We start from the raw sequence: 21,621 nt of genomic DNA on the forward strand, positions 1-21,621 counted from the left end.
AAATGGTAGGTATCGTTAGGTCGCTAAGTTAACCCAGCATTAACAAAAAAGCCCTGCACTTTTTTCAGCAGTGCAGGGCTTTGGATGGCGTCAGGCAAGCGTAGCCTCAATACCGATTGGGCTCCATTTCCAGTTCGACATGGAAGCGCTCGGCGATGTCTTTCTGGATACGTTGCGCCAGGTCGAGCAGTTGCAGACCGGTGGCCGTGCCGTAGTTGACCAGCACCAGTGCCTGCAACTTGTGCACGCCGGCATCGCCGTCGCGGAACCCCTTCCAGCCGGCGCGTTCGATCAGCCAGCCGGCGGCCAGTTTCATCTGTCCATCGGCTTGCGGGTAAGCCACCAGATCCGGGTGCTGCGCTTTGATCTGCGTGAGTACAGCGGCGGGCACTAGCGGGTTCTTGAAAAAGCTGCCGGCGTTGCCGAGCACCGCCGGGTCCGGCAGTTTTTCGCTGCGGATGCTGCAGATGGCGCGGCTGACGTCGGTGGGCGTCGGCTGCTCGATGCCCTGCTCGCTCAAGCGCTGACGCACTGGGCCGTATTCCAGATGCAGGTGCGCTGCGCGATCGAGCCTGAAGCGCACCCGCAGGATCAGCCAACGTCCCGGCTGCTGCTTGAACAGGCTGTCGCGGTAGCCGAAGTTGCAGTCTTCCAGACTGAAATCACGCAGCTCGCCGCTCTCGCGGTCGAGCGCGGTCAGCCCGGCAAACACGTCTTTGATCTCGACGCCATAGGCACCGATATTCTGCATCGGTGCGGCGCCGACGGTGCCAGGAATCAGGCTGAGGTTTTCCAGCCCGGCCAGCCCCTGGGCGAGCGTGTGCTGGACGAACGGGTGCCACGGCTCGCCCGCTTCCGCCTCGATCACTACGCGACTGCCATCATCGCTGAGCAGCCGAATGCCACAAGTGGCCATGCGCAACACCAACGCCTGAACATCCGCCGTCAGCAGCAAATTGCTGCCGCCGCCGATCACCAGCAACGGCACGTCATGGGACGCGGCATAGGCCAGCGCCTCGCGGACGTCGGCGTCGCTGTGGGCTTCGGCAAACAGTTGCGCACGCACATCGACGCCAAAGGTGTTGAACGCTTTCAGCGACACTTGTGCTTGGATCTGCAAACTCATACGCGGCCCTTCACTTCGATCAGCAGTTGATCGCAGGCCGCTTCGATCAGATCGAGCACCTGCTCGAAACCCTGATCACCGTCGTAATACGGATCTGGCACTTCATCGACCAATCCAGCATAACGACGCAGGAACAGGTCAAGCTCGGCCTTGCCGGCGGACGGCTGCAAGGCTTTGAGGTTGCGCAGGTTGCTGTTATCCATGGCGAGAATCAGGTCGTAGCTGGCGAAATCGGCCCGGCTGACCTGCTGCGCGCGTTGCGTCGACAGGTCATAACCGCGCAGTTTCGCCGCGGCCTGGCTGCGCTTGTCCGGCGGGTTGCCGACGTGCCAGTCACCGGTGCCGGCGGAGGCCACTTCGACCACGTCCGCCAATCCGGCTTCGCGCAACTTGTGGCGCAACACGCCTTCGGCGGTGGGCGAACGGCAGATGTTGCCCAGGCACACAAACAGAACGCGCATCAGGCCCCCAGCAGGCGACGAACCCGCTCAAGGTCTTCGACGGTGTCGACGCCGGTCGGCGGCGCGATCAGCGCGTCGGCGACATGAATGCGCACGCCGTGCCACAAGGCACGCAGTTGCTCGAGGGATTCGGTGTTTTCCAGCCAGCACGGCCCCCAGCTCACGAAGTCGTGGAGGAACCCGGCGCGATAGGCATAAATACCGATGTGGCGGCGATAGGGCACGCCTTCCGGCAGTTGCTCGCGGTTTCTGGCGAATGCATCGCGAGCCCATGGCAAGGTTGCACGACTGAATGTCAGGGCCAGACCGTTGATGTCGCTGGAAACCTTCACAACGTTGGGGTTGAACAGGGTTTCCACATCTTCGATCGGCTCGGCCAGCGTGGCCATGCGCGCTTCGGTATGGGCAGCAAGGTTGGCGGCGACCTGATCGATCACGCTCGGCGGAATCAACGGCTCATCGCCTTGCACGTTAACCACGATCGCATCCGGCGCAAGACCCAGTTTCGCCGCGACTTCGGCCAGACGATCTGTGCCGGAATTGTGATCCTCACGGGTCAGCACCACTTCGGCGCCAAAGCTGTTGCACGCCTCGACGATGCGCGCGTCATCGGTAGCCACCACGACGCGGGTCGCGCTGCTTTTGCTCGCCTGTTCCCAGACATGCTGGATCATCGGCTTGCCGGCGATATCGAGCAACGGCTTGCCCGGCAGACGGGTCGAGGCGAAACGCGACGGGATGACAACGGTGAAGGCTGTGGTCATTTATCCAGGCGCTCGTCGGTGGTCAGGGTGCGCGCTTCGCTTTCCAGCATTACCGGGATGCCGTCGCGGATCGGGTACGCCAGGCCGGCGCCCTTGCTGATCAGTTCGGTCTTGTCGGCGCTGAGCTTGAGCGGGCCTTTGCACACGGGGCAAGCAAGGATGTCGAGCAGTTTGGTGTCCATGAACATTCCCAGAAATAAAAACAGTTAAGGCAACAGACGATCCGGCAACAGGCGCATCAGCTGCGTGTCGAACCAGGCCACGAAGGCCGACGACGGCACGGCATCGACCGCCAGATACCACCAGTCGGCAGCAGCAAAGGCACGGCACTTCACCGCGTCCTTTTCGGTCATTACCAAGGGCAATGACGGGGTGAAATTCAGGGCCTGCACGCTGTACTCGGCGTGGTCGGCAAACGCATGCGGAACTGGCCGCCAGTCTAGCGCTTCGAGGGTATTGAAGAAACGTTGCGGATTGCCGATCCCGGCTACCGCGTGCAGCGCCTGGCCGGGCGGAAAATGCTTGAGCGACTGCCGTTCGCCGCTGTGCAGATTGACCAGCGCCGTGGGTTGCAGGCGGAAGGCGAAACCGTCGTCGCGATCAGCCAAGGCGCCGTTGAACAATACGCCGTCGACACTTTGCAGGCGCTCGACCGGCTCACGCAACGGTCCGGCCGGCAGACAGCGCTGGTTGCCCAGGCCACGAGCCGCATCGATCAGTACCAGTTCCAGATCCCGTGCGAGGCGGTAATGCTGCATGCCATCGTCGGACAGGATCAGGTCCAAGGGCTCACTGGCGATCAAGGCTTTGACGGCGGCGCTGCGATCAGGGTCGATCATCAGTGGCACGCCGGTGCGCTGGACAATCAGCAGCGGCTCGTCACCGGCAACCTCGGCGCTGTGCGCAGCCTCGACGCGCCACGGCAGGTGCGGCGGCCTGGCGCCATAACCACGACTGACCACGCCAACCCGCAGTCCACGGCGCCGGCAATGCTCGATCAGCCAGAGAATCATCGGTGTCTTGCCGGTGCCGCCGACGGTGATATTGCCGACCACAATCAGCGGCACGGGCGATTGGTAGATTTCACCTTCGCCTTCGAGAAAGCGCTGACGTTTGTTGATCACCACACGGCGATACAACATTTCCAGCGGCCGCAGCAGCGTCAGGGCCGGGTGCCCCTGATACCACGCGGCGAGCAGGCGATCGGAGAGGCTCATCAGGATTTCGGCGCCGCCTCGACCGTGGTCATGCGCAGATGGCTGAAACCGAGCTTGCCGGCCGCGTCCATGGCGGTGATCACGGATTGATGCTGGGCCTTGCCATCGGCACTGATCGACAGCGGCATGCTGGTATCGCCGTTGGATTCTTTCTGCATGGCTTCCATCAGCGTCGGCAGGTCATTCTTCGGCAGAATCCTGTTATTCACCGAGAACACGCCTTCGGCGCTGATCGCGACGTCCAGTTGTTTGACTTGCTGATCTTCGGCCGGCGAACCGCTGACGGCTTCCGGCAAATCCACGCGCAACTGGGTTTCACGGGTGAAGGTGGTAGTGACCACGAAAAACAGCAGCAGAATGAACACCACGTCGATCAGCGACGCGAGGTTGATATCGATGGTTTCCCGAGGCTTGCGACGGAATTTCACGCGCGGCCCTCGGCCAGATCGACATCACGGTCGCCCTGCACCACTTCCACCAGTTTGATCGCTTCCTGCTCCATGCCGACCACCAACTCGTCGATACGGCGCTGCAGGAAACGGTGGAAGAACACCGCCGGAATACCGACCATCAGGCCCGCCGCCGTGGTGATCAGCGCCTTGGAAATACCGCCGGCCAGCACCGATGCATTGGTGGTCATGCCGGAACCGGTGAAGGCACTGAAAATATCGATCATGCCGAGCACAGTGCCGAGCAGACCGAGCAACGGCGACATCGCGGCGATGGTGCCCAACGCGTTGACGTAGCGTTCGAGTTCATGAATCACCCGCGCGGCGGCCTCTTCGATGCACTCCTTCATGATCTCGCGACCATGCTTGGAGTTGGCCAGGCCCGCGGCGAGGATTTCCCCCAGCGGCGAGTTGGCGCGCAATTCCTTGAGTTTTTCCTTGTTGAGCTGCTTGTCCTTGATCCAGACCCAGACCTGACCCAGCAGATGCTCGGGGGTGACGCGACTGGCGCGCAGTGTCCACAGGCGTTCGGCAACGATCGCCATGGCCGCAATGGAACTCAGAATGATCGGCAACATCATCCAGCCGCCGGATTTGACCAATTCCCACACAGTGACAGTCCCCTCGAAAAAGTGCGCCACTTTACCATACCGATCCGCGATTAAGACCCGCCGCCCCGACGACCGTAAGGTGGCAACCATGCTGGCACCGATCAACGGCCAGGCGCCGGCGGCTCGCGCCAGAAACGCCGCTGGTGACGCATCGTCCACGGGGGTTTGAAGCTGCCCAGTTGCAGATGGATGGCGCCCTGCTCGGCGCTGTCATAGATGCGCAGGCCTTGCTTGCGGTAGCGCGCAAGCACGGTCGGATGCGGGTGACCGAAGGAGTTGCCGTGGCCACGGGAGATCAGCACCGCTTCTGGCTGCAAGGCTTTGAGCAGGGCCATCGACGATGAGCTGCGACTGCCGTGATGGGGCGATTGCAGCCATTGCGTCGGCACCGCCAGTGGACTGTCGAGCAGAACGCGCTCGGCGTGAATGTCGATGTCGCCGGTGAGCAGCAGGCGCTCGCCGTTGGCTTCGATCTGCAAGACACAGGAGCGCTGGTTGCTGTCATCGGCCGCCGACCATTGCCAGAGCTGGAACTGCACGCCATCCCACTGCCACTGTTCGCCACTTGCGCAGGCTTCGGCGCTCAACTCCGGCGGCAGGTTTGGCGGGTCGCCACTGACGATGCGGTGCACGTCCAATCCACGCATCACCGCCCCGGCGCCGCCAGCGTGATCGGCGTCGGCATGGCTGAGCAGCATCAGGTCGAGGGTTTGCACATTGAGTTTGCGCAGCGCTGGCAGCACCACCCGCTCGCCGAGATCGAACTCGCCGAAACGCGGCCCGGCGTCATAGAGCAACGCGTGATGGCGGGTGCGCACGAGGATGGCCAGGCCTTGGCCGACGTCGAGTTGCCAGACATCGGCCCGCCCCTCTTCTATTCGCTCTCGCGGCGGCAATATCAGCAGCAACATCAACGGCCAGCCCAATGGACGTAGCGGCACACCACGGGGCAACAGCAATAACAAGGTGCCGAGGCTGCCCAAGACCAGCGCCCACAAGGGAATGGCGGCAGGTATCCACGCCGGCCATTGCCCGGCAATCAGCGCCAGTCCGATAAACAGCCAGTCGATCAAACCACCGGCCAGCCACAACAACCCTTCGCCAACATAAGGCACGGGCAGCAATAGCGTGCCGAGCAATGCGGGCGGCAATACCACAAGACTGACCCACGGCACCGCCAACAGGTTCGCCACGGGGCCACTGACGCTGATCGGCAGGCTGAGCGCCAGCAACACCGGACACAAACCAATCGCGATCAGCCACTGCGCGCGGGTCCAGGTCTGCCACCAGCGCCAAGCGCCCAGCCGCCCGCCGAAGGTGAAAATCAGTACCGCCACCGCGGCGAAAGACAGCCAGAACCCGGGACGCAAACTGGCCAGCGGATCAAACAGCAGCACGCCGTTGAACGCCAGCAACAACGGCCTCCACGCACCGAGATGGCGAAAACGCAGGCGCCACAACAGCACCAGCGCCACCATCACGCAGGCGCGCTGCACCGGCACATCGAAACCGGCGAGCAAGCCATAACCCAGCGCCGCCGTGAAGGCCAGGCCGCATGCCCAGGGCAGCCATGGCCAGCGCAACGGCCACAAACCGTATCGCGCAAGCCCGGCGACCAGCAGATACATCACCGCGGCGAGCAAACCGATGTGCTGGCCGGAAATCACCAGCAAATGCACGGTGCCGGTGTCTTGCAGCACCTGCCAGTCCTCGCGACTCAGACCCGAACCGTCGCCGAGCACCAGCGCCGCCAACGCGCCCTCTCGCCCCTGCGCATCGACCGCCAGCAGGCGCTGACGAACCCTGTCGCGCCAGGCGTACCGTGCCTCAGCCAGACGCTGGCCATCCTTGATCGTACCGGTCGCACCGATGCGTTGGGCGAGCAGCCAGGCCTCGTAATCGAAGGCGGCCGGGTTGAGCAAGCCACCCGGGCGCTTCAACTTCACCGCCAGACGCCAGCGTTCGCCGCTGTTGACCGGCGGCCCGGCGTACCAGGCCAGGCGCATCAGCGATGGCAGTTTTTCGTGGCGCGAGCGGGCGTCAGCCAGTTCGAAACGCACCACGCCGTCGCCGTGCTGCGGCAAGCCGACCACGCGCCCTTCGAGCCAACGGGTTTCGCCGTCCAGTCTCGGCCCCAAGCGGTCATTCAGAGCCATCTGCGCGCCGACGCAGGCCCATGTGAAGCCAAACAACAAAAATGCCAGTGGATAGCTGCGAAACGGTAGGAGCATCAGCGCCACCACCGGCAGTACCACCCACCAACCGACCGGCGGCAAGGCCGGCAAAAAAACCGGGGCCAGCAGACCGACTGCCAGCGCCATCATCCCTGTGCGCATATGCCCGTCCTTGAGAGTCCCCTCCTTAGGCATAGCGGGTCTGCGGCACCACTGTGGTCAACAATTGTCACAAAGTCTGAATGGGCGGTTCGTAGAATCCAGACATACTTGCCGCCTTAACCGACCGAGAAGCCTTATGCCCCGGCGCTTATTCAAACGTTACATGCCCGACCCGACGAGCATCAGGGAACACAAATCCTTACGCTTTCTCGGCAAGTTGCTGCATGACCCGAACCTCTGGCACCTCAACCGCCACTCGGTGGCCCGGGCGATGGCGGTCGGCCTGTTTGCCGCATTCCTGCCGATACCAGCACAGATGCTGGTCGCGGCAGCGCTGGCGGTGATGGTGCGCGGCAACATGCCGATCGCGGTGAGTCTGGTCTGGCTGACCAACCCGATCACCATGCCGGCGGTGTTTTTCTGTACCTATCAGGCCGGGGCGTTCCTGATGGATGTGCCGGCGCGACATCTGCCGGACGAGTTGACCTGGGAATGGATCAGCGGCGAATTGTCGACGCTTTGGCAACCGTTTCTGTTGGGCTCGGTGGTTGTCGGCCTGGTGCTGGGCATCCTCGCCTACTTTCTGGTGATGCTGTACTGGCGCTGGTGGGTGGCGCGGCAATGGCGGCGGCGCAAGAAAAGTCGGCAGAAAAATGAATGAATGCAAAACGGCCTCCGCAATGGGAGGCCGTTTTTTCGTTGTGTCTGGGCTGGCCCCTTCGCGAGCAGGCTCGCTCCCACGGACATCATTCCAGTGTGGGAGCGAGCCTGCTCGCGAAGAAGGCGACTCGATTCTGGATCAGGTACGCATCCCGCGCCCGCTCACCAGCAACCGCGCACAGCCGAGATACAGCACCACGGTCGCCACCAGCATGAACGTAATGGCGATGCCGATGCGAATATCCGAGACACCAAGGATGCCGTAGCGGAAGGCGTTGACCATGTGCAGCACCGGGTTGGCCAGCGACACGGTCTGCCAGAACGGCGGCAGCAAGGTGATCGAGTAGAACACGCCGCCCAGGTAAGTCAGCGGAGTCAGCACAAAAGTGGGGATGATCGAAATATCATCGAAGTTGCGCGCAAACACCGCGTTGATGAAGCCCAGCAACGAGAAGATCGTCGCGGTCAGCACCACCACCAGAATGGTCACGCCGAGGTGATGGACCTGCAAATCGGTGAAGAACAGCGACAGAATCGTCACGATCAGACCCACCGCCAGACCGCGCAATACACCACCAATGGTGAAGCCGATGAGGATCGTGTGCGGGGACACCGGTGAGACCATCAGCTCTTCGATCGAACGCTGGAACTTGCTGCCGAAGAAGCTCGATACCACGTTGCCGTAAGAGTTGGTGATCACCGACATCATGATCAGTCCCGGCACGATGTACTCCATGTAGGTGAAGCCACCCATGTCGCCGATCTGCCGGCCGATCAGGTTGCCGAAGATCACGAAGTACAGAACCATGGTGATCGCCGGCGGCAGCAGCGTCTGCGGCCAGATCCGCATGAAGCGTTTGACCTCGCGGTAGACGATGGTTTGCAGGGCGACCAGGTTGGGACCGAACTCGGAACTCATACCGCCACCTTCGACAGATTTTTCTCCACCAGGGACACGAACAACTCCTCGAGGCGATTGGTTTTGTTACGCAGGCTCAGCACTTCGATGTTCTGCTGCGCCAACTGGGTGAACAGCGCTGTAATGCCCATGGATTTGTCGACCTGGACTTCCAGGGTATGACTGTCGAGCAACCGGGCGGGGTAGCCGAGCAATTGCGGCGCCGCATGCAGGTCGTTTTTCAGATCCAGCAAAAAGGTTTCCACGTGCAACTGGCCCAGCAATTGTTTCATGCTGGTGTTTTCGACGATGGTGCCGTGGTCGATGATGCCGATGTTGCGGCACAACTGCTCGGCCTCTTCCAGATAATGCGTGGTCAGGATGATGGTGATGCCTTTCTGGTTCAGCTCGGTGAGGAAGGTCCACATCGAACGGCGCAGCTCGATATCAACGCCAGCAGTCGGCTCATCGAGGATCAGCAGACGCGGTTCGTGCACCAGTGCACGGGCGATCATCAGACGACGTTTCATGCCGCCGGACAGCGAACGCGACGGCACATCGCGCTTGTCCCACAGGCCGAGCTGGGTCAGGTACTGCTCGGCGCGTTCCTTGGCGACTTTCGCCGGAATGCCGTAGTAACCGGCCTGGGTCACGACGATGTCGAAGGTCTTCTCGAACTGGTTGAAATTGAATTCCTGCGGCACCACACCGATCGAGCGCTTGAGCGCCGCCGGGTTCCTGTCCAGATCGTGGCCGAAGATATTCACCGTACCGCTGGTCTTGTTGACCAGGGTCGAGAGGATGCCAATGGTGGTGGATTTGCCGGCGCCGTTGGGGCCGAGCAAGGCGAAAAAGTCACCTTCGGCGACGTCCAGATCGATACCACTCAAGGCCTGGAACCCGTTGCCGTAGGTTTTGGTTAGCTGCCGGATGGACAGAGCGGAACTCATATCGGATTTACGCACCAAGAAGGAAGGAAAGGAATAAATAAGGGCGGGCGGCGAGGGAAACAACCGCGGCGCAAGTTCGCAATGGTGCTTGCCGCCGCCGCACAAGTACAGTCAAGTGTGTCGATAGTAATTATCAAGTCAACGCGGTCATGACCGCTTTCTGATAGGCCGCACGCTGTTTCAAACGTTCATACCAGGCTTGCAGGTGGGGCTGCGGAGCGCGCTCGATGGGCATTTCGAACCAGGCATAAATGAAGCTGCCCAGCGGGATGTCACCCATGCCGATGTCATTGCCGGAGAGATAAGGCTGGCTGATCAGGACATGGTCGGCCATGTTCAGCAATTCATCGCATTCCTTGATCGCGGCGTTGATCGCCTTCCAGTCCTGCTTCTCGGAGGGTGTGCGCAGCACACCCCAGAACACCGTGCGAAACGGCCCGGCGAAGCTCGAAGTGGTCCAGTCCATCCACTTGTCCGCCGTGGCGCGGGCTTGCGCATCGGCCGGATACCAGGCGCTGCCCGGTGCATGTTTGGCCAGCAGATAGCGAACGATGGCGTTGGATTCCCACAGCACAAAACCATCATCTTCGATCACCGGCACCCGGCCATTGGGGTTCATCGCGCGGTACTCGGGCGTGTCGACCACACCGAACGCGCCACCGGCATCGATGGCCTCGTAAGCCAGGCCCAGCTCCTCGGCAGCCCACAGGGGCTTCCTGACGTTCGATGAATTTTTCCGTCCCCAGATCTTCAGCATGACCGCCTCTTTGCACATGAGTGGACGGCCAGCATACGCCGGATCAGGTGCGGCTCAAATCAGTCTGCATATCACCCAGCAGCACGGGCAGTTGCTCGCTGAACAGATGCGGATAGCACTTTTGCAGGTGCTCGAAGAAGAAGGTTTCCGGCACGTCGGTGAACTGACCGTGATCGAGCAGATACTCCATCAACTGCGCGCCGTCCCGGTTGAACGGGTGGAAAACGCTGTCGTTGATCCCGTCGAACTCCAGCGCTGCGACGTTGAACAGCTCGCACAGTTGCTGGTTGAACGCCGGCGTCGCCTTGACCCAGCGGCCGGCGAGAAACAGCTCGGTGTAGCCATGCATGGCAAACACATCGCTTTTGAGCAACTCAAGCAGCCGCGGCGTCGACAGGTGATTGCGTACATCGGCCAGACCGATGCGCGCCGGGATCCCGCAATGCCGCGCGCAACCGGCAAGCAGCGTGGCTTTCGGCACGCAGTAACTCTGCCCCGCTGCCAGTGCGTAACTGCCGCGCAAGGTTTGCGGATCACGGCTGAAGGTGTAAGGGTTGTAGCGCACCGCCTCGCGCACGGCGTAATAAAGACTGATCGCCTGCTCACGCGGATCATTGCTGGCACCGCGATGCTGCTCGGCGAACTCCACCACTGCCGGGTGGTCACTATCGATGAAGCGGCCGGGGCTCAGATACTCGTGCATGGCGGCAATCTCCTGGGTAAGCCACGAGTCTAGCGACAGCCTGAGCACAGAGATAACGACGTTTCGGCCAAACCTGAAAGCAAAGCTGCGCAGCAACGAACGATTTCCCACACGTGTTGCCCACCGAACCTACGAAAACCATCCGGGGTTTCCCACGATTTCAATCACCATGCTCTGACCACCCGGATTTACAGATGCCGTCTAAGCTCTGGAGGGTCGATTTGCCTTGGTTCACGGAGGACTGAATATGCTGTTGTTGTGGATACTGGTTTTGATCGTCGGCGTGGCGTATCTCGCCCATCGACGCATCGCCCCGCTGCCCGCGTTGGGCAGCGTCGCCGTCTATTTGCTGGCGATGGGGATTTTCAGTCACGCGCCGGGCTGGCTGCTGTTCATTTTCTGGGTCTTGCTGGCAGTGGTCGCCGCGCCATTGCTGTTGCCTGACCTGCGCCGCAAACACTTCACCGCGCCACTGTTCAACTGGTTCCAGAAAACCCTGCCGCCGATGTCGCAGACCGAGCGCGACGCAATCGACGCCGGCACCGTATGGTGGGACGGCGAGCTGTTCAGCGGCCGTCCGGACTGGGACAAACTGCTGGCCTATCCCAAAGTGCAACTGAGCGAAGAAGAACAGGCCTTCATCGATGGCCCGACCGAGGAACTCTGCGCGATGGTCAGCGACTGGCAGATCGGCCAGTCGATGGATCTGCCGCCCGAGGCCTGGACGCACATCAAGGAACACGGCTTTTTCGCCCTGATCATTCCCAAGGAATACGGCGGCAAAGGCTTCTCCGCCTACGCGCACTCACAAGTGGCGATGAAACTGGCCACCCGCAGCGGCGACCTCGCCTCTACCGTGATGGTCCCGAACTCCCTCGGCCCGGCCGAATTGCTGCTGCATTACGGCACCGATGAACAACGTAATCACTACCTGCCGCGCCTGGCCCGTGGCGACGATATCCCGTGCTTCGCCCTCACCGGTCCGCTGGCCGGTTCCGACGCTGGCGCGATGCCCGACACCGGGATCATTTGCAAAGGCCAGTGGCAAGGCGAGGAAGTCATCGGCCTGCGCCTGAACTGGGAAAAGCGCTACATCACCCTCGGCCCGGTCGCGACCCTGCTCGGCCTGGCATTCAAGGCCTACGACCCGGATCACCTGCTTGGTGAAGAGGAAGACCTTGGCATCAGTCTGGCGCTGATCCCGACCGATACTGCAGGCGTGGAAATCGGTCGTCGTCACCTGCCGCTGGGCGCCGCGTTCATGAACGGCCCGAACTCCGGCAAGGACGTGTTCATTCCGCTGGACTACCTTATCGGTGGTCAGGAAATGCTCGGCAAGGGCTGGATGATGCTGATGAACTGCCTGTCGGTCGGGCGTTCGATTTCGTTGCCGGCAGTCGGTACCGGCGCGGCCAAGTTCACCAGTCTGGTGACCGGCCAGTACGCGCAGATTCGTGAACAGTTCAATGTGCCGCTGTCGGCGTTCGAAGGCATCCAGGAAGCGATGGCGCGCATCGGCGGCAACGCGTGGATGATGGACGCCGCCCGCATGCTCACCGCCAACGCGGTGGACCTCGGTGAAAAACCTTCGGTGCTGTCGGCGATCCTCAAATATCACCTCACCGAACGCGGCCGCGAATGCATCAGCCACGCCATGGATGTGCATGGCGGTAAAGCGATCATCATGGGGCCGAACAACTACCTCGGCCGCAGCTGGAACGGCGCACCGATCTTCATCACCGTCGAAGGCGCAAACATCCTGTCACGCAACCTGATGATCTTCGGTCAGGGTGCAATCCGCTGCCATCCGTTCGTACTAAAGGAAATGGCCCTGGCTGGTCGTGCGGACAAGGAACAGGCACTCAAGGAGTTCGATGGTCTGCTGCTCAAGCACATCGGCTTCGCCGTCAGTAATGCCGCCAGTACATTGGTGCTGAACCTCGGGCTCGGTCACTTCGAACATGCACCGGGCGACAGGATCAGCCAAGGCTACTTCCGCGCGCTCAACCGTCAGGCTGCCGCATTCGCCATGCTTGCCGACTTCAGCATGATGCTTCTGGGTGGCGAACTGAAACGCCGCGAACGCCTGTCGGCGCGGCTCGGTGATGTGTTGAGCAACCTGTATCTGGCCTCCGCCTCGCTCAAGCGTTATCACGACCTGGATTCGCCGGCCTACATGGAGCCGCTGTTCCGCTGGGCCATGGAAGAAAGCCTCGGCCAGTCGGAGCGCGCGCTGGATGAACTGCTGAGCAACTTCCCGAACAAGGTCTTCGGCTGCCTGCTGCGGGTTATCGTGTTCCCGTTCGGCCGCCGACACAAAGGCCCGTCGGACAAACTCGGCGCCGAAGTCGCTGCGGTCATCGGTCGCGCCAAAGGCGATCCGGCCCTGGAAGAACTGCTCGCCGGCTGCTACCGCCCGCAATCGCCGGACGATGCCGTGGGCGCACTGCAACACGCCAGCGACCTGCTCAACGCTGCGCAACCTCTGCACAAAAAGCTGCACATCGCGCTGAAAAGCGGCCAGGTCAAACCGGCAGCAGGCGAACATGCCATTGATGCCGCCCTGGAGGCCGGCGTGCTGCAAGCCGTCGAAGCGCAAAGCCTGCGCGACGCCGAAGCGGCCCGCCGCAAGGTGATCGACGTCGATGATTTCGACAAAGACGAACTGACCCAGGCAGAGGGCAAAGTCCGCTGATCCCGGTTTTTGTGAAAAAACGGCGCGAGGGCTTTATACTCCCGCGCCCGTTTTGCTCTTGAGGACTTATCTCGTGTCCAACGTCGTTGCCGATCATCTCGTGTTGCTCGACCACCTGCGCAGTATCCTGGTCGCCGTAGGTGAGGCCGAACAAGTGCCCGAAGAAAGCCATGCCCTGTTCCTCGAGCGCTTCGACGAACTGCTGGCCTCCCTGCCGATCGATCCTATCGAAAGCCAGTACCTGGGTCAGGACATCCTCACCCAAGTCATCACCCGCTACCCGCAAATCGCCCACCTGATCCCCCGCGACCTGCTGTGGTTCTTCGCCGGCGACTGCCTGCATTACCTCTCCGACGAAGAAATCGACCTGTACCAGGCCCTCGAAGAACGCCGCTACGAAGCCGAACAGAACGATGAACCGTTCGACTGGAACCAGGAAAAACAACTGCTGGCCATGTCCGCACAGGACAGCAAGCACTGATTCTCGACAGGTAATCAAAGGCCCGCATTGGAGATTCCATGCGGGCCTTTTTTCAACATCAAAAACACCCTCACCCTAGCCCTCTCCCGGAGGGAGAGGGGACTGACCGAGGTGTTTAGGCGAAATACGCTGACGTGAGATACCGAGTCGAATGCAGATTCTGAAAAACCCGCAAATTGGCTCCCTCTCCCTCGGGAGAGGGCTGGGGTGAGGGGCGAATCCAACACAGATCCAAAGCAGACCACACGCTTTTCACCACTCAACAATGAGCGTTAGCGCGAGTGCTTTTGATCTTGATCCACGGGCGACGTCGGAAGGCTGAGTGGAGGGATCGATCCCGCAGCGAAGGAACCCGAGCCTGCGAGGGCCGAACGCAGGAGCTAGCGTTTTGGTTACTTTTTGGCGCCTGAAAAAGTGACTCGCCGTAAGGGCGAAACCGCCATCAGCAACACCCGAAGCAACGGATATACACCCAAAACTTCAAAGCAACCCCTCACTCTCCGGCAACTCATACGCCACAGCCGCGTTGCTCCCGCCGGCCGACTTCCCGGGCCTGCCCAACGTCGGCTCCTTCTGCAGACACTCCACCAGATAATCAATAAACACCCGCAACTTCGGCGGCAAATAACGCGTCGGCGAATGCAGCAACCACAACCCGCCATGGTAAGAGGCCAGAAACGTCCAGTCCGGCAACACCTGCACAATCAACTTCTGCTCCAACGCATAACGCGCGGTGAAATACGGCAGACTGCCAATTCCGATGTGCTGCAATACCGCCCCCAACCGCACGCCAGTGTGATTGGCGGCATAGCGCCCCCGCACACCGACCGTGACAGCCTTGCTGCCCTTCTTGAATTTCCAGCGCGCATCGCTCGGGGTTTCACCCAGATAAATACAACTGTGATTGAGCAAGTCATGAGGATGCGTCGGCGTGCCGTGTTCGGCCAGGTATTGCGGCGTGGCGCAGAGCAAATGATCGATAGTCAGCAACTGCCGACCGACCAGCCCGGCCGGCGGACGATCAGTGATACGAATCGCCAGATCGACATGATCATCGATCAGATCGACCTGACGATCCTCCAACAGCAACTCCACATCGACCTTGGGATAGCGGCGCAGAAAATCCGGCATGTGGGGATGAATCACAAAGCGCCCTACCGCCTTCGGCACGCTGACCCGGACCAGACCTTCCGCTTCGTGGGTGAACTGGCCGCTGATCTCCATCACCGATCTGGCCGCACTGACCATTTCCTGGCAACGCTTGAACACCTCTTCCCCGCCATCGCTCAAACGCAGTTTGCGCGTGGTGCGTTGCAGCAAGCGCGTGGCTAACGCCTTCTCCAGTCGGGAAATACTGCGACTGACCGCCGAGGGTGAGGAACCCATCTGCCGGGCCGCTTCAGAGAAGCTGCCGGTCTCGACAACCTTGACGAAAATCGCCATTTCACCCAGCAGCGGCAGCGGAAGATTGATGCTCACAACGCACAAGTCCTTTGATGTTCGAATGGATTATCACGTTATTGCACGATTCATATAATAAAAACAGAACTTCGATCAGGGCATGGAATATGACGCTTCGCCTGTTTTTTCACAGTGATGACCTCAAGGCGAATGTCGAAGTCCTCGACTGCACACCCCACGAGAACGAATTCGCCGTAGTGCTGCGCGCTACTCTGTTCCACCCGCAGGGCGGCGGGCAGCCTTGCGATACCGGCTGGATCGGTGAAAGCCAGGTCTCGCGGGTGGTGCAAGAGCCGGAGCGCATTGTGCATTTCGTCGACCGACCGGTGCCGCTGGGCATGACTGTTATCCGGGTCGATGAACAGCGCCGCCGCTTCAATACGCGCATGCACTCGGCCGGGCACTTGATCGGACATTTCATTCAGGCCATGGGCTGGATGCCGATCAAGGCGCATCACTGGCCGGACGAAGGTCGGGTGCAATTCAAGCCGGGTGATGGCGCTGAAGAGGTCGACGCGCCAACGCTGCAAACCGGCATCGAGCAGTGGATCGAACACGATCTGCCGCGCCTGACCTCACTGCGCGAAGGCGCGCGGGAAATCAGTTTTGGTGAACTGCCAGCCTATGGCTGCGGTGGCACCCACGTACGCAGCCTGAAGGATCTGGGCACAGTCACGATCGCGTCGCTTTCGCAGAAGAAAGGCACGCTGTCCGTCCACTACAGCGTGGATTGAGCATTTCGGACGTTGCCGTCGCGCAGCGTCCGCCGCCGGGGAACCGCAATCGCCGGTTCCGTTGACTATCGATAGATGGACCTAAAACAAATGATGCTAGACGTCGAGCGTCTCGATGAGACGTGCATAAAAAAACTGGCCAACGAAGAAGTCCTCGCCATCCGCGTCAAACGCTTTCTGCCCGAGCCGCTGGCAGTCGAGATTGGCGACAAGATCCTCGCCCCGGGCTTTGAGGGCTACATCAACGCACCGAGCATCGGCCGCATCGGCATGGCCTTTTATGAGGCGGAAAACCAGCCGCTGCTGATCGAGGATTACTTCGAACGCGCCACCCGCAACATCGACGAACTGCGCCAGCGCTGCGCGCCCTACTCTTCGCCGATCGACACCCTGCGCTGCATGCTCGACGAATCCTGGCCCGCCGGCGCGCATCTGGAAAACCTCTACGGGCGCAAGATGTATGTCGGCTTGTCGCGGGTGGTCAAACCCGGCGTGTGCTTTCTCGCCCACCACGACATCTTCGCCAAGGACGCCCCGGACAGTTTTCAGGCACGCAGCCTGGAAGCGCAATTCGCCTGCAACGTCTACCTGAACATGCCCACCGAGGGTGGCGCTTTGCAGATGTGGGACGACGACATCACCCCGGACCAATTCGATGAAATGCGTGGCGACAGTTATGGCATCGAGCCGTCGCTGCTGGGGCCACCAGCGCTCGAAGTGCGCCCGCAGCCCGGCGATTTCATCATGTTCAACTCGCGCCGCATGCACTCGGTGACCCCGGGCGTAGCGGATCCGCGTTTGAGCCTGTCGTTTTTTGTCGGCTATCGCGGCAATGCTTCCCCTCTGACTTTCTGGAGCTGACATGCTTTCCAATTACCTGGGCGAATTTCTCGCATTGGCGACTATCCACTTCCTCGCCGTCGTTGCACCCGGCCCGGACTTCGCCGTGACCATCCGCCAGAGCGTGCGCTTCGGACGCCTCGTCGGCATCTGCACCGCGCTGGGCATCGGCGCGGGGATTTCCGTGCATGTGCTGTATACCTTGCTCGGCGTCGGCGCCTTGATGCACACCACGCCTTGGCTGCTCACCGTCGCCAAGGTTGTCGGCGGTGCCTACATCCTTTATCTGGGCGTCAGCCTGATCCGCAGCAAACCGAAAAGCAGCGTCGAAGGCGAAAAAAACGCTGACGAGCCGCTGGTCGAACAGTCGCTGTTCAAAGCCTTCAGCACCGGTTTTCTGACCAATGCGACCAACCCCAAGGCCACGCTGTTCTTCCTGGCTATTTTCACCACGATCATCAGCGCCAGCACACCGCTGCAGATCCAGGCGTTCTATGGATTGTGGATGTGCTTCGTCAACGCGCTGTGGTTCGTCATCGTCGCGCTTTTTTTCTCCAGCAACAAAGTGCGCCTGCTGTTCATGCGCCTTGGACATTGGTTCGAGCGCAGCATGGGCGTCATTCTGATTCTGTTCGCCGGACGCCTGATGCTGTCGATGTAATCCACCCAAAATAGTCCCGGCCATCACCCGCCGGGACTTTTTCATTTGTGCGTCTCTTTTGCATTTCTGTGCGACAGATCAAGTTTGCGACTCCCTTTCCCAGCGCTCGCAGTGTTAGGTTTACAAAATGTTTCTGTCACAAGCGTCAGAAATACTTTCCCAATCCTTTGCAAAGGAATGCCTGTTCCATGGTCTTTTCCCTGAAAAAACTGGCCGCCGCCACTCTGGTCATGGCCAGCCTCGCCACGTTTACCAGCGCCGCACAAGCCAACATCACTGCCGAGCAAAGCGCAGCGATCCTGAAATCCTTCGACGGCAAGAACCTGGCGGACTTCCGTAGCTTCCTTGGCAGCCTGGCGAAAAGCGACCTGGCCAAGACGGATAAGCTCAACCCGTCCATCAGCGCCTTCCTCGACAACCAGACCCTGAACGCCGAACAGCAGAATGAAATCCACCGTCTGCTGGGTATCTACACTCGAGTGAAATACGGCAAGGCGGCGCTGGAAACCCTGCGTCAACTCGTCGAGATTCCAACCTTCCGCAAGGACGGCGTGGCGCAGCACGACAACCCGGAATTCATCAAGATTGCCGGCGAGATTCAAAAGCTCTCCGAATCCTTTGGTTTGAAATTCCGCAACATCGATAACCGTGTCTACGAAATATCTCTGGACGGCAAAGGCGACGAAGTCGTCGGTATTCACGCGCACGCTGATGTGGTGCCAGTGACCCCGGAAAACTGGGTGCTGAAAGACGGCACCAAGCTCGACCCGTTCAAAGTCACGCTGATTGGCGATCGCATGTACGGTCGCGGTACCGAGGATGACAAAAACGCCATTGTCGTCGCGCTGTACGCCATGAAAGTGATCAAGGACGAGAAGCTGCCGCTGGCACGCAATTTCAAATTGCTGGTCGACACCACCGAGGAAACCAGCGGCGACGCCATCCCGTACTACTTCGAGCGCAACCCGACGCCGAACTACAACATGGCGCTGGACGGCGGCTATCCGGTGGTGATTGCCGAGAAAGGCTACGGCACGGTGATGGCCAACTTCGCCAAGCGCAAAGGCGAAGGCAACGGCGCGGAAATCGTTTCGATGACCGGCGGCAAGGCGACCAACCAGATTCCATCGGCTTCGGTGGTCACCCTGGTAACCGACAAGCCTGCCGAGCTCGCCGCCAGTCTGCAAAAATCCGGCGACGCCTATGCCAAAGCCAACGGTGGCGACTTCCAGGTCGCTGCGAAGGTTGATGGTAAAGACGTGAAACTGACCGTCACCGGGGTTTCTGCGCACTCCTCGGAACCAGAGTCCGGCGTCAACCCGGTCGCCCGGATGTTGAGCTTCATCAACAGCCTGGACGGCAAAGTCGCGCTCAAGCACAACCAGTTCACCGACGCGGCGCGTTATGCCGACGACAACTGGGGGCTGGATTACTCGGGTAAAAAACTTGGCGTGGGCTTCTCCGATTCGTTCATGGGACCACTGACCACCTCGCTGACCTATGTCGGCGAGGACGACAAAGCCTTCAAACTGGCGGTGAACCTGCGGGTGCCGAAGGGTAAATCCCCGGAAAAGCTCAAGGCCGAGATCGCCGAGAAACTGGACGCCTGGAGCAAGAAGACTCACGTTGCCGTGGCGTTCGACTACTCAGTGGCAGAACCGATGTACCGCAATCCCGAAGGTGAGTGGGTCAAGGCGCTGCTCGCGGTGGCCAGCGAAAACCTCGGCATGAAGTCGGAATTCGGTACTTCCGCTGGCGCGACTTCGGTTCACGAATTGCCGAACGGCGTGCAATTCGGCCTGGCGCGACCGGAAGCCAAATACACCGGCCACACCGATGGCGAGTTCAAGACCGTCGACCAGTTCCTGCTGGATCTGCAGATCGTCACGGAAATGATGGGGCGTGTCGGGCAGTTGCCGAAGCTCTGATGCGCTGTTTTAACCCGGTCGCTTGTGACCGGGTTAAACATAAGGAAGGACCCGCATCGGGTCCTTTTTTTTGCCCCCACAAAACGCGCGCGTCGAGGCTGTCAGCCCCCTGAGCAGGTCGGATTTCGATCGCCTGCAACCGTCACCCAACTTCGTTGCACTTGCAATCACATGCAAGCCTTGAGTAAGGTGCAGGCACGACGGAACGTACGGAGATCGTGGAATGATGGGCTTTTCCAGCTTCACTAAGACGCCAGAAACCAGCCTGGCCGCTCAGGCCTGCATCGATAAGATCCGCACAGTTCCACCGCAGCAGATTGCGGGCTCTTCCTCGCCGCTGCTCACCATGGTCGATATCGCCAATCGCCTCGAGAGGGATCCGGGAACAGCCAGGCATATCTGGGTCATCCGCTCCAGCAAACAGAGCCAAACCGCAAATGCCCACACCCGGATCAGCGCCTGGCCCCTGCGTTTGAACGCCACAGCCCGCTCCAGTGAGAGACCGCTGCTGTACCTGACCACTTCGGCAACATCGGCCGAGTTGTGTGCACTTTCCAATGAATCGGCCCATCGCGGCATTCTGTGCAATGACATCGAAACCTTGCCTTCACGCTGGCCCAAGGGGGCTCATCCCTGGGTGCCACTCTGGCTGGTCGCCAACACGCACTGCCTGCCCTTTGACCCCGCCAGCGGCGCCGAAGCGCAGGCCATTACCCTGGCGGCTTTGCAAAGTCTGTATGTGGAAGGCAACGACGGTTTTTATTACATGGCACTTCACGATGAGCCCAGTGACTTCATCGCTCCAACCAACCGACTCAGCGCCAGCGAGGCTTTCAAGGGCATGTACCGGCTCAGCAGCATCGATGTCGATTCAGCGCGCCCTAAAGTGCGCTTGCTCGGGGCGGGGCTGGCGTTGCAGTCGGTGACGACGGCGGCGCAGCTGCTACGCGAGGACTGGGGCGTGGCCAGCGAACTGTGGAGCTGCCCCAGCTATACCCGCCTTGCCCGCGATGCGGACAATGCGCACCGCTGGAATCGCCTGCATCCGCAGATGCCGCGCAGGTCAGCGCATTTGTTCGACTGCCTGGACAACGAGGATTGGCCGGTGGTGGCCGTGACCGGGTATGGCCGGCATGTCGCCGAGCAGATCGGTGCACATGTGAAGTCACGGTTCGTGGCCCTCGGTGCCGACTCGATCGGGTCCGCCATGGGCCGGGTAGATGAGCGCTGGATCGTGGTGCTGGCCCTGCAGGTTCTGGCTGAGGAAGGCGTCATCAGCCGAGCGTTCATCCAGCAGGCCATGGATCGGTACCTGCTCCAATGAAAAGCTCCCTCACTTCGCCCGCCCACTGCTGCGCGCCGCGCTGGCCGCGCGCTCGAGGGCATCGCTGAAAAGCCGTTGCTCGGCGTCGTCAAATTGCGACAAGAACAGTTCGTCCACTGCGCCTTCGTAGATGGCCCACATTTTCTTGCGCAGCGCCTTGCCCTGCTCGGTGATGCTGGCATACGCGCCGCGACCGTCATCGCTGGCGCGGCTGCGGATGACCAGACCTTCGGCTTCCAGGCGGTCCACCAGACGCGTCAGGTTGTAGCGCTCGATGGCCATCACATCCGCCAGTTCGTTCATTCGCCGGCTGCCATCGGGGCCGCTTTCCAGCCCCCATAACGCGTCGTACCAGGCATAGGCCGGAAGCCCGGCGGCCGCCAGCCGACGCTCGATCTCGCGGATCAGGCAGCGGTGTGCCCTGACGAATCTGAACCAGGTATCCGGCTCGTTGGAAGACATGCATCACCTTTTTCATGAAATCGATTTAGTTGCAATTGTAGCGCACGGCAGGCTAAGTTCTTTCACGTAGTTGCAACTGCAACTACAAACTCGAAGGCTGGCG

At 60.7% G+C, this 21,621-nt stretch carries 22 protein-coding genes; 8 read left to right on the plus strand and 14 right to left on the minus strand.

Annotation, left to right across the window (positions count from 1 at the left end; translation table 11 throughout):
- Nucleotides 1-106: 106 nt before the first annotated feature.
- From murB to QRN33_RS11640, 8 genes are all read right to left on the minus strand, one after another.
- On the minus strand, nucleotides 107-1,126 hold the full coding sequence (murB, locus tag QRN33_RS11605) for a UDP-N-acetylmuramate dehydrogenase (protein ID WP_285408656.1): 1,020 nt from the start codon (nucleotides 1,124-1,126) through the stop codon (nucleotides 107-109).
- Entirely contained in the window at nucleotides 1,123-1,587 is a 465-nt protein-coding gene (locus QRN33_RS11610; protein ID WP_285408658.1) for a low molecular weight protein-tyrosine-phosphatase, read from the minus strand. Before QRN33_RS11610 ends, murB begins: the two co-directional genes overlap by 4 nt.
- Entirely contained in the window at nucleotides 1,587-2,351 is a 765-nt protein-coding gene (gene kdsB / locus QRN33_RS11615) for a 3-deoxy-manno-octulosonate cytidylyltransferase (RefSeq protein ID WP_123418958.1), read from the minus strand. Before kdsB ends, QRN33_RS11610 begins: the two co-directional genes overlap by 1 nt.
- On the minus strand, nucleotides 2,348-2,533 hold the full coding sequence (locus QRN33_RS11620) for a Trm112 family protein (RefSeq protein WP_003179363.1): 186 nt from the start codon (nucleotides 2,531-2,533) through the stop codon (nucleotides 2,348-2,350). The genes kdsB and QRN33_RS11620 overlap by 4 nt, the downstream gene beginning before the upstream one ends.
- A gap of 24 nt (nucleotides 2,534-2,557) precedes the next feature.
- Nucleotides 2,558-3,568 (minus strand): tetraacyldisaccharide 4'-kinase, encoded by a 1,011-nt coding sequence (lpxK, locus tag QRN33_RS11625; RefSeq protein WP_285408659.1) that lies wholly within the window; start codon nucleotides 3,566-3,568, stop codon nucleotides 2,558-2,560.
- Complete coding sequence (gene pocB / locus QRN33_RS11630) at nucleotides 3,568-3,996, minus strand: flagellar polar localization protein PocB (protein ID WP_042610688.1); 429 nt, start codon at nucleotides 3,994-3,996, stop codon at nucleotides 3,568-3,570. The genes lpxK and pocB overlap by 1 nt, the downstream gene beginning before the upstream one ends.
- A complete protein-coding gene (gene pocA, locus QRN33_RS11635) occupies nucleotides 3,993-4,628 on the minus strand; it encodes a flagellar polar localization protein PocA (protein WP_007908216.1) in 636 nt (211 codons plus the stop codon). Before pocA ends, pocB begins: the two co-directional genes overlap by 4 nt.
- 101 nt (nucleotides 4,629-4,729) lie before the next feature.
- Entirely contained in the window at nucleotides 4,730-6,964 is a 2,235-nt protein-coding gene (locus tag QRN33_RS11640; RefSeq protein ID WP_285408662.1) for a DNA internalization-related competence protein ComEC/Rec2, read from the minus strand.
- A gap of 136 nt (nucleotides 6,965-7,100) precedes the next feature.
- Here QRN33_RS11640 and QRN33_RS11645 point away from each other — a divergent pair, with 136 nt between their 5' ends.
- Nucleotides 7,101-7,625 (plus strand): DUF2062 domain-containing protein, encoded by a 525-nt coding sequence (locus tag QRN33_RS11645; protein WP_281923247.1) that lies wholly within the window; start codon nucleotides 7,101-7,103, stop codon nucleotides 7,623-7,625.
- 138 nt (nucleotides 7,626-7,763) lie between these two features.
- On the opposite strand, the gene QRN33_RS11650 is transcribed toward QRN33_RS11645, so the two are convergent.
- The 4 genes from QRN33_RS11650 to QRN33_RS11665 form a co-directional block, all read right to left on the minus strand.
- Nucleotides 7,764-8,543 carry an ABC transporter permease gene (locus QRN33_RS11650; protein WP_039760202.1) on the minus strand — a complete coding sequence of 260 codons (780 nt, stop codon included), beginning with the start codon at nucleotides 8,541-8,543 and terminating at the stop codon, nucleotides 7,764-7,766.
- Nucleotides 8,540-9,472 (minus strand): ABC transporter ATP-binding protein, encoded by a 933-nt coding sequence (locus tag QRN33_RS11655; RefSeq protein WP_281923246.1) that lies wholly within the window; start codon nucleotides 9,470-9,472, stop codon nucleotides 8,540-8,542. The genes QRN33_RS11650 and QRN33_RS11655 overlap by 4 nt, the downstream gene beginning before the upstream one ends.
- 133 nt (nucleotides 9,473-9,605) lie before the next feature.
- Complete coding sequence (locus QRN33_RS11660; protein ID WP_285408666.1) at nucleotides 9,606-10,229, minus strand: glutathione S-transferase family protein; 624 nt, start codon at nucleotides 10,227-10,229, stop codon at nucleotides 9,606-9,608.
- A 43-nt stretch (nucleotides 10,230-10,272) separates the two neighbouring features.
- Nucleotides 10,273-10,932, minus strand: coding sequence for a transglutaminase-like domain-containing protein (locus tag QRN33_RS11665; RefSeq protein WP_064361446.1), 660 nt, complete (start codon nucleotides 10,930-10,932; stop codon nucleotides 10,273-10,275).
- A gap of 247 nt (nucleotides 10,933-11,179) precedes the next feature.
- Between QRN33_RS11665 and QRN33_RS11670 the strand changes: the two genes are divergently transcribed.
- Together QRN33_RS11670 and QRN33_RS11675 are read left to right on the plus strand one after the other, a co-directional pair.
- Nucleotides 11,180-13,627, plus strand: coding sequence for an acyl-CoA dehydrogenase (locus QRN33_RS11670; protein ID WP_285408669.1), 2,448 nt, complete (start codon nucleotides 11,180-11,182; stop codon nucleotides 13,625-13,627).
- A 73-nt stretch (nucleotides 13,628-13,700) separates the two neighbouring features.
- Nucleotides 13,701-14,108, plus strand: coding sequence for a PA2817 family protein (locus QRN33_RS11675; RefSeq protein WP_007967565.1), 408 nt, complete (start codon nucleotides 13,701-13,703; stop codon nucleotides 14,106-14,108).
- A 480-nt stretch (nucleotides 14,109-14,588) separates the two neighbouring features.
- On the opposite strand, the gene QRN33_RS11680 is transcribed toward QRN33_RS11675, so the two are convergent.
- The gene (locus tag QRN33_RS11680; RefSeq protein WP_064361444.1) at nucleotides 14,589-15,587 is read right to left on the minus strand and encodes a LysR family transcriptional regulator; all 999 of its coding nucleotides are present in this window, start codon (nucleotides 15,585-15,587) and stop codon (nucleotides 14,589-14,591) included.
- 89 nt (nucleotides 15,588-15,676) lie between these two features.
- On the opposite strand from QRN33_RS11680, the gene QRN33_RS11685 reads away from it, so the two are divergent.
- The 5 genes from QRN33_RS11685 to QRN33_RS11705 all read left to right on the plus strand — a co-directional run bounded on the left by QRN33_RS11685 (nucleotide 15,677) and on the right by QRN33_RS11705 (nucleotide 21,056).
- The gene (locus QRN33_RS11685) at nucleotides 15,677-16,303 is read left to right on the plus strand and encodes a serine-tRNA(Ala) deacylase AlaX (RefSeq protein ID WP_042610679.1); all 627 of its coding nucleotides are present in this window, start codon (nucleotides 15,677-15,679) and stop codon (nucleotides 16,301-16,303) included.
- A gap of 90 nt (nucleotides 16,304-16,393) precedes the next feature.
- On the plus strand, nucleotides 16,394-17,164 hold the full coding sequence (locus QRN33_RS11690; RefSeq protein WP_042610678.1) for a 2OG-Fe(II) oxygenase: 771 nt from the start codon (nucleotides 16,394-16,396) through the stop codon (nucleotides 17,162-17,164).
- Between the two features lies 1 nt (nucleotide 17,165).
- The gene (locus tag QRN33_RS11695) at nucleotides 17,166-17,804 is read left to right on the plus strand and encodes a LysE family translocator (protein WP_042610677.1); all 639 of its coding nucleotides are present in this window, start codon (nucleotides 17,166-17,168) and stop codon (nucleotides 17,802-17,804) included.
- Between the two features lie 188 nt (nucleotides 17,805-17,992).
- On the plus strand, nucleotides 17,993-19,732 hold the full coding sequence (locus tag QRN33_RS11700; RefSeq protein ID WP_285408674.1) for a dipeptidase: 1,740 nt from the start codon (nucleotides 17,993-17,995) through the stop codon (nucleotides 19,730-19,732).
- A 223-nt stretch (nucleotides 19,733-19,955) separates the two neighbouring features.
- The gene (locus tag QRN33_RS11705) at nucleotides 19,956-21,056 is read left to right on the plus strand and encodes a transketolase-like TK C-terminal-containing protein (protein ID WP_285408676.1); all 1,101 of its coding nucleotides are present in this window, start codon (nucleotides 19,956-19,958) and stop codon (nucleotides 21,054-21,056) included.
- 9 nt (nucleotides 21,057-21,065) lie between these two features.
- Here the strand turns inward: QRN33_RS11705 and QRN33_RS11710 are convergent, their stop codons facing one another.
- A complete protein-coding gene (locus tag QRN33_RS11710) occupies nucleotides 21,066-21,518 on the minus strand; it encodes a MarR family winged helix-turn-helix transcriptional regulator (protein ID WP_285408678.1) in 453 nt (150 codons plus the stop codon).
- Between the last annotated feature and the right edge of the window lie 103 nt (nucleotides 21,519-21,621).

The organism is Pseudomonas sp. FR229a (genome assembly GCF_030209115.1).
In the GTDB taxonomy this organism is placed as follows: Bacteria; Pseudomonadota; Gammaproteobacteria; order Pseudomonadales; family Pseudomonadaceae; genus Aquipseudomonas; species Aquipseudomonas moraviensis_A.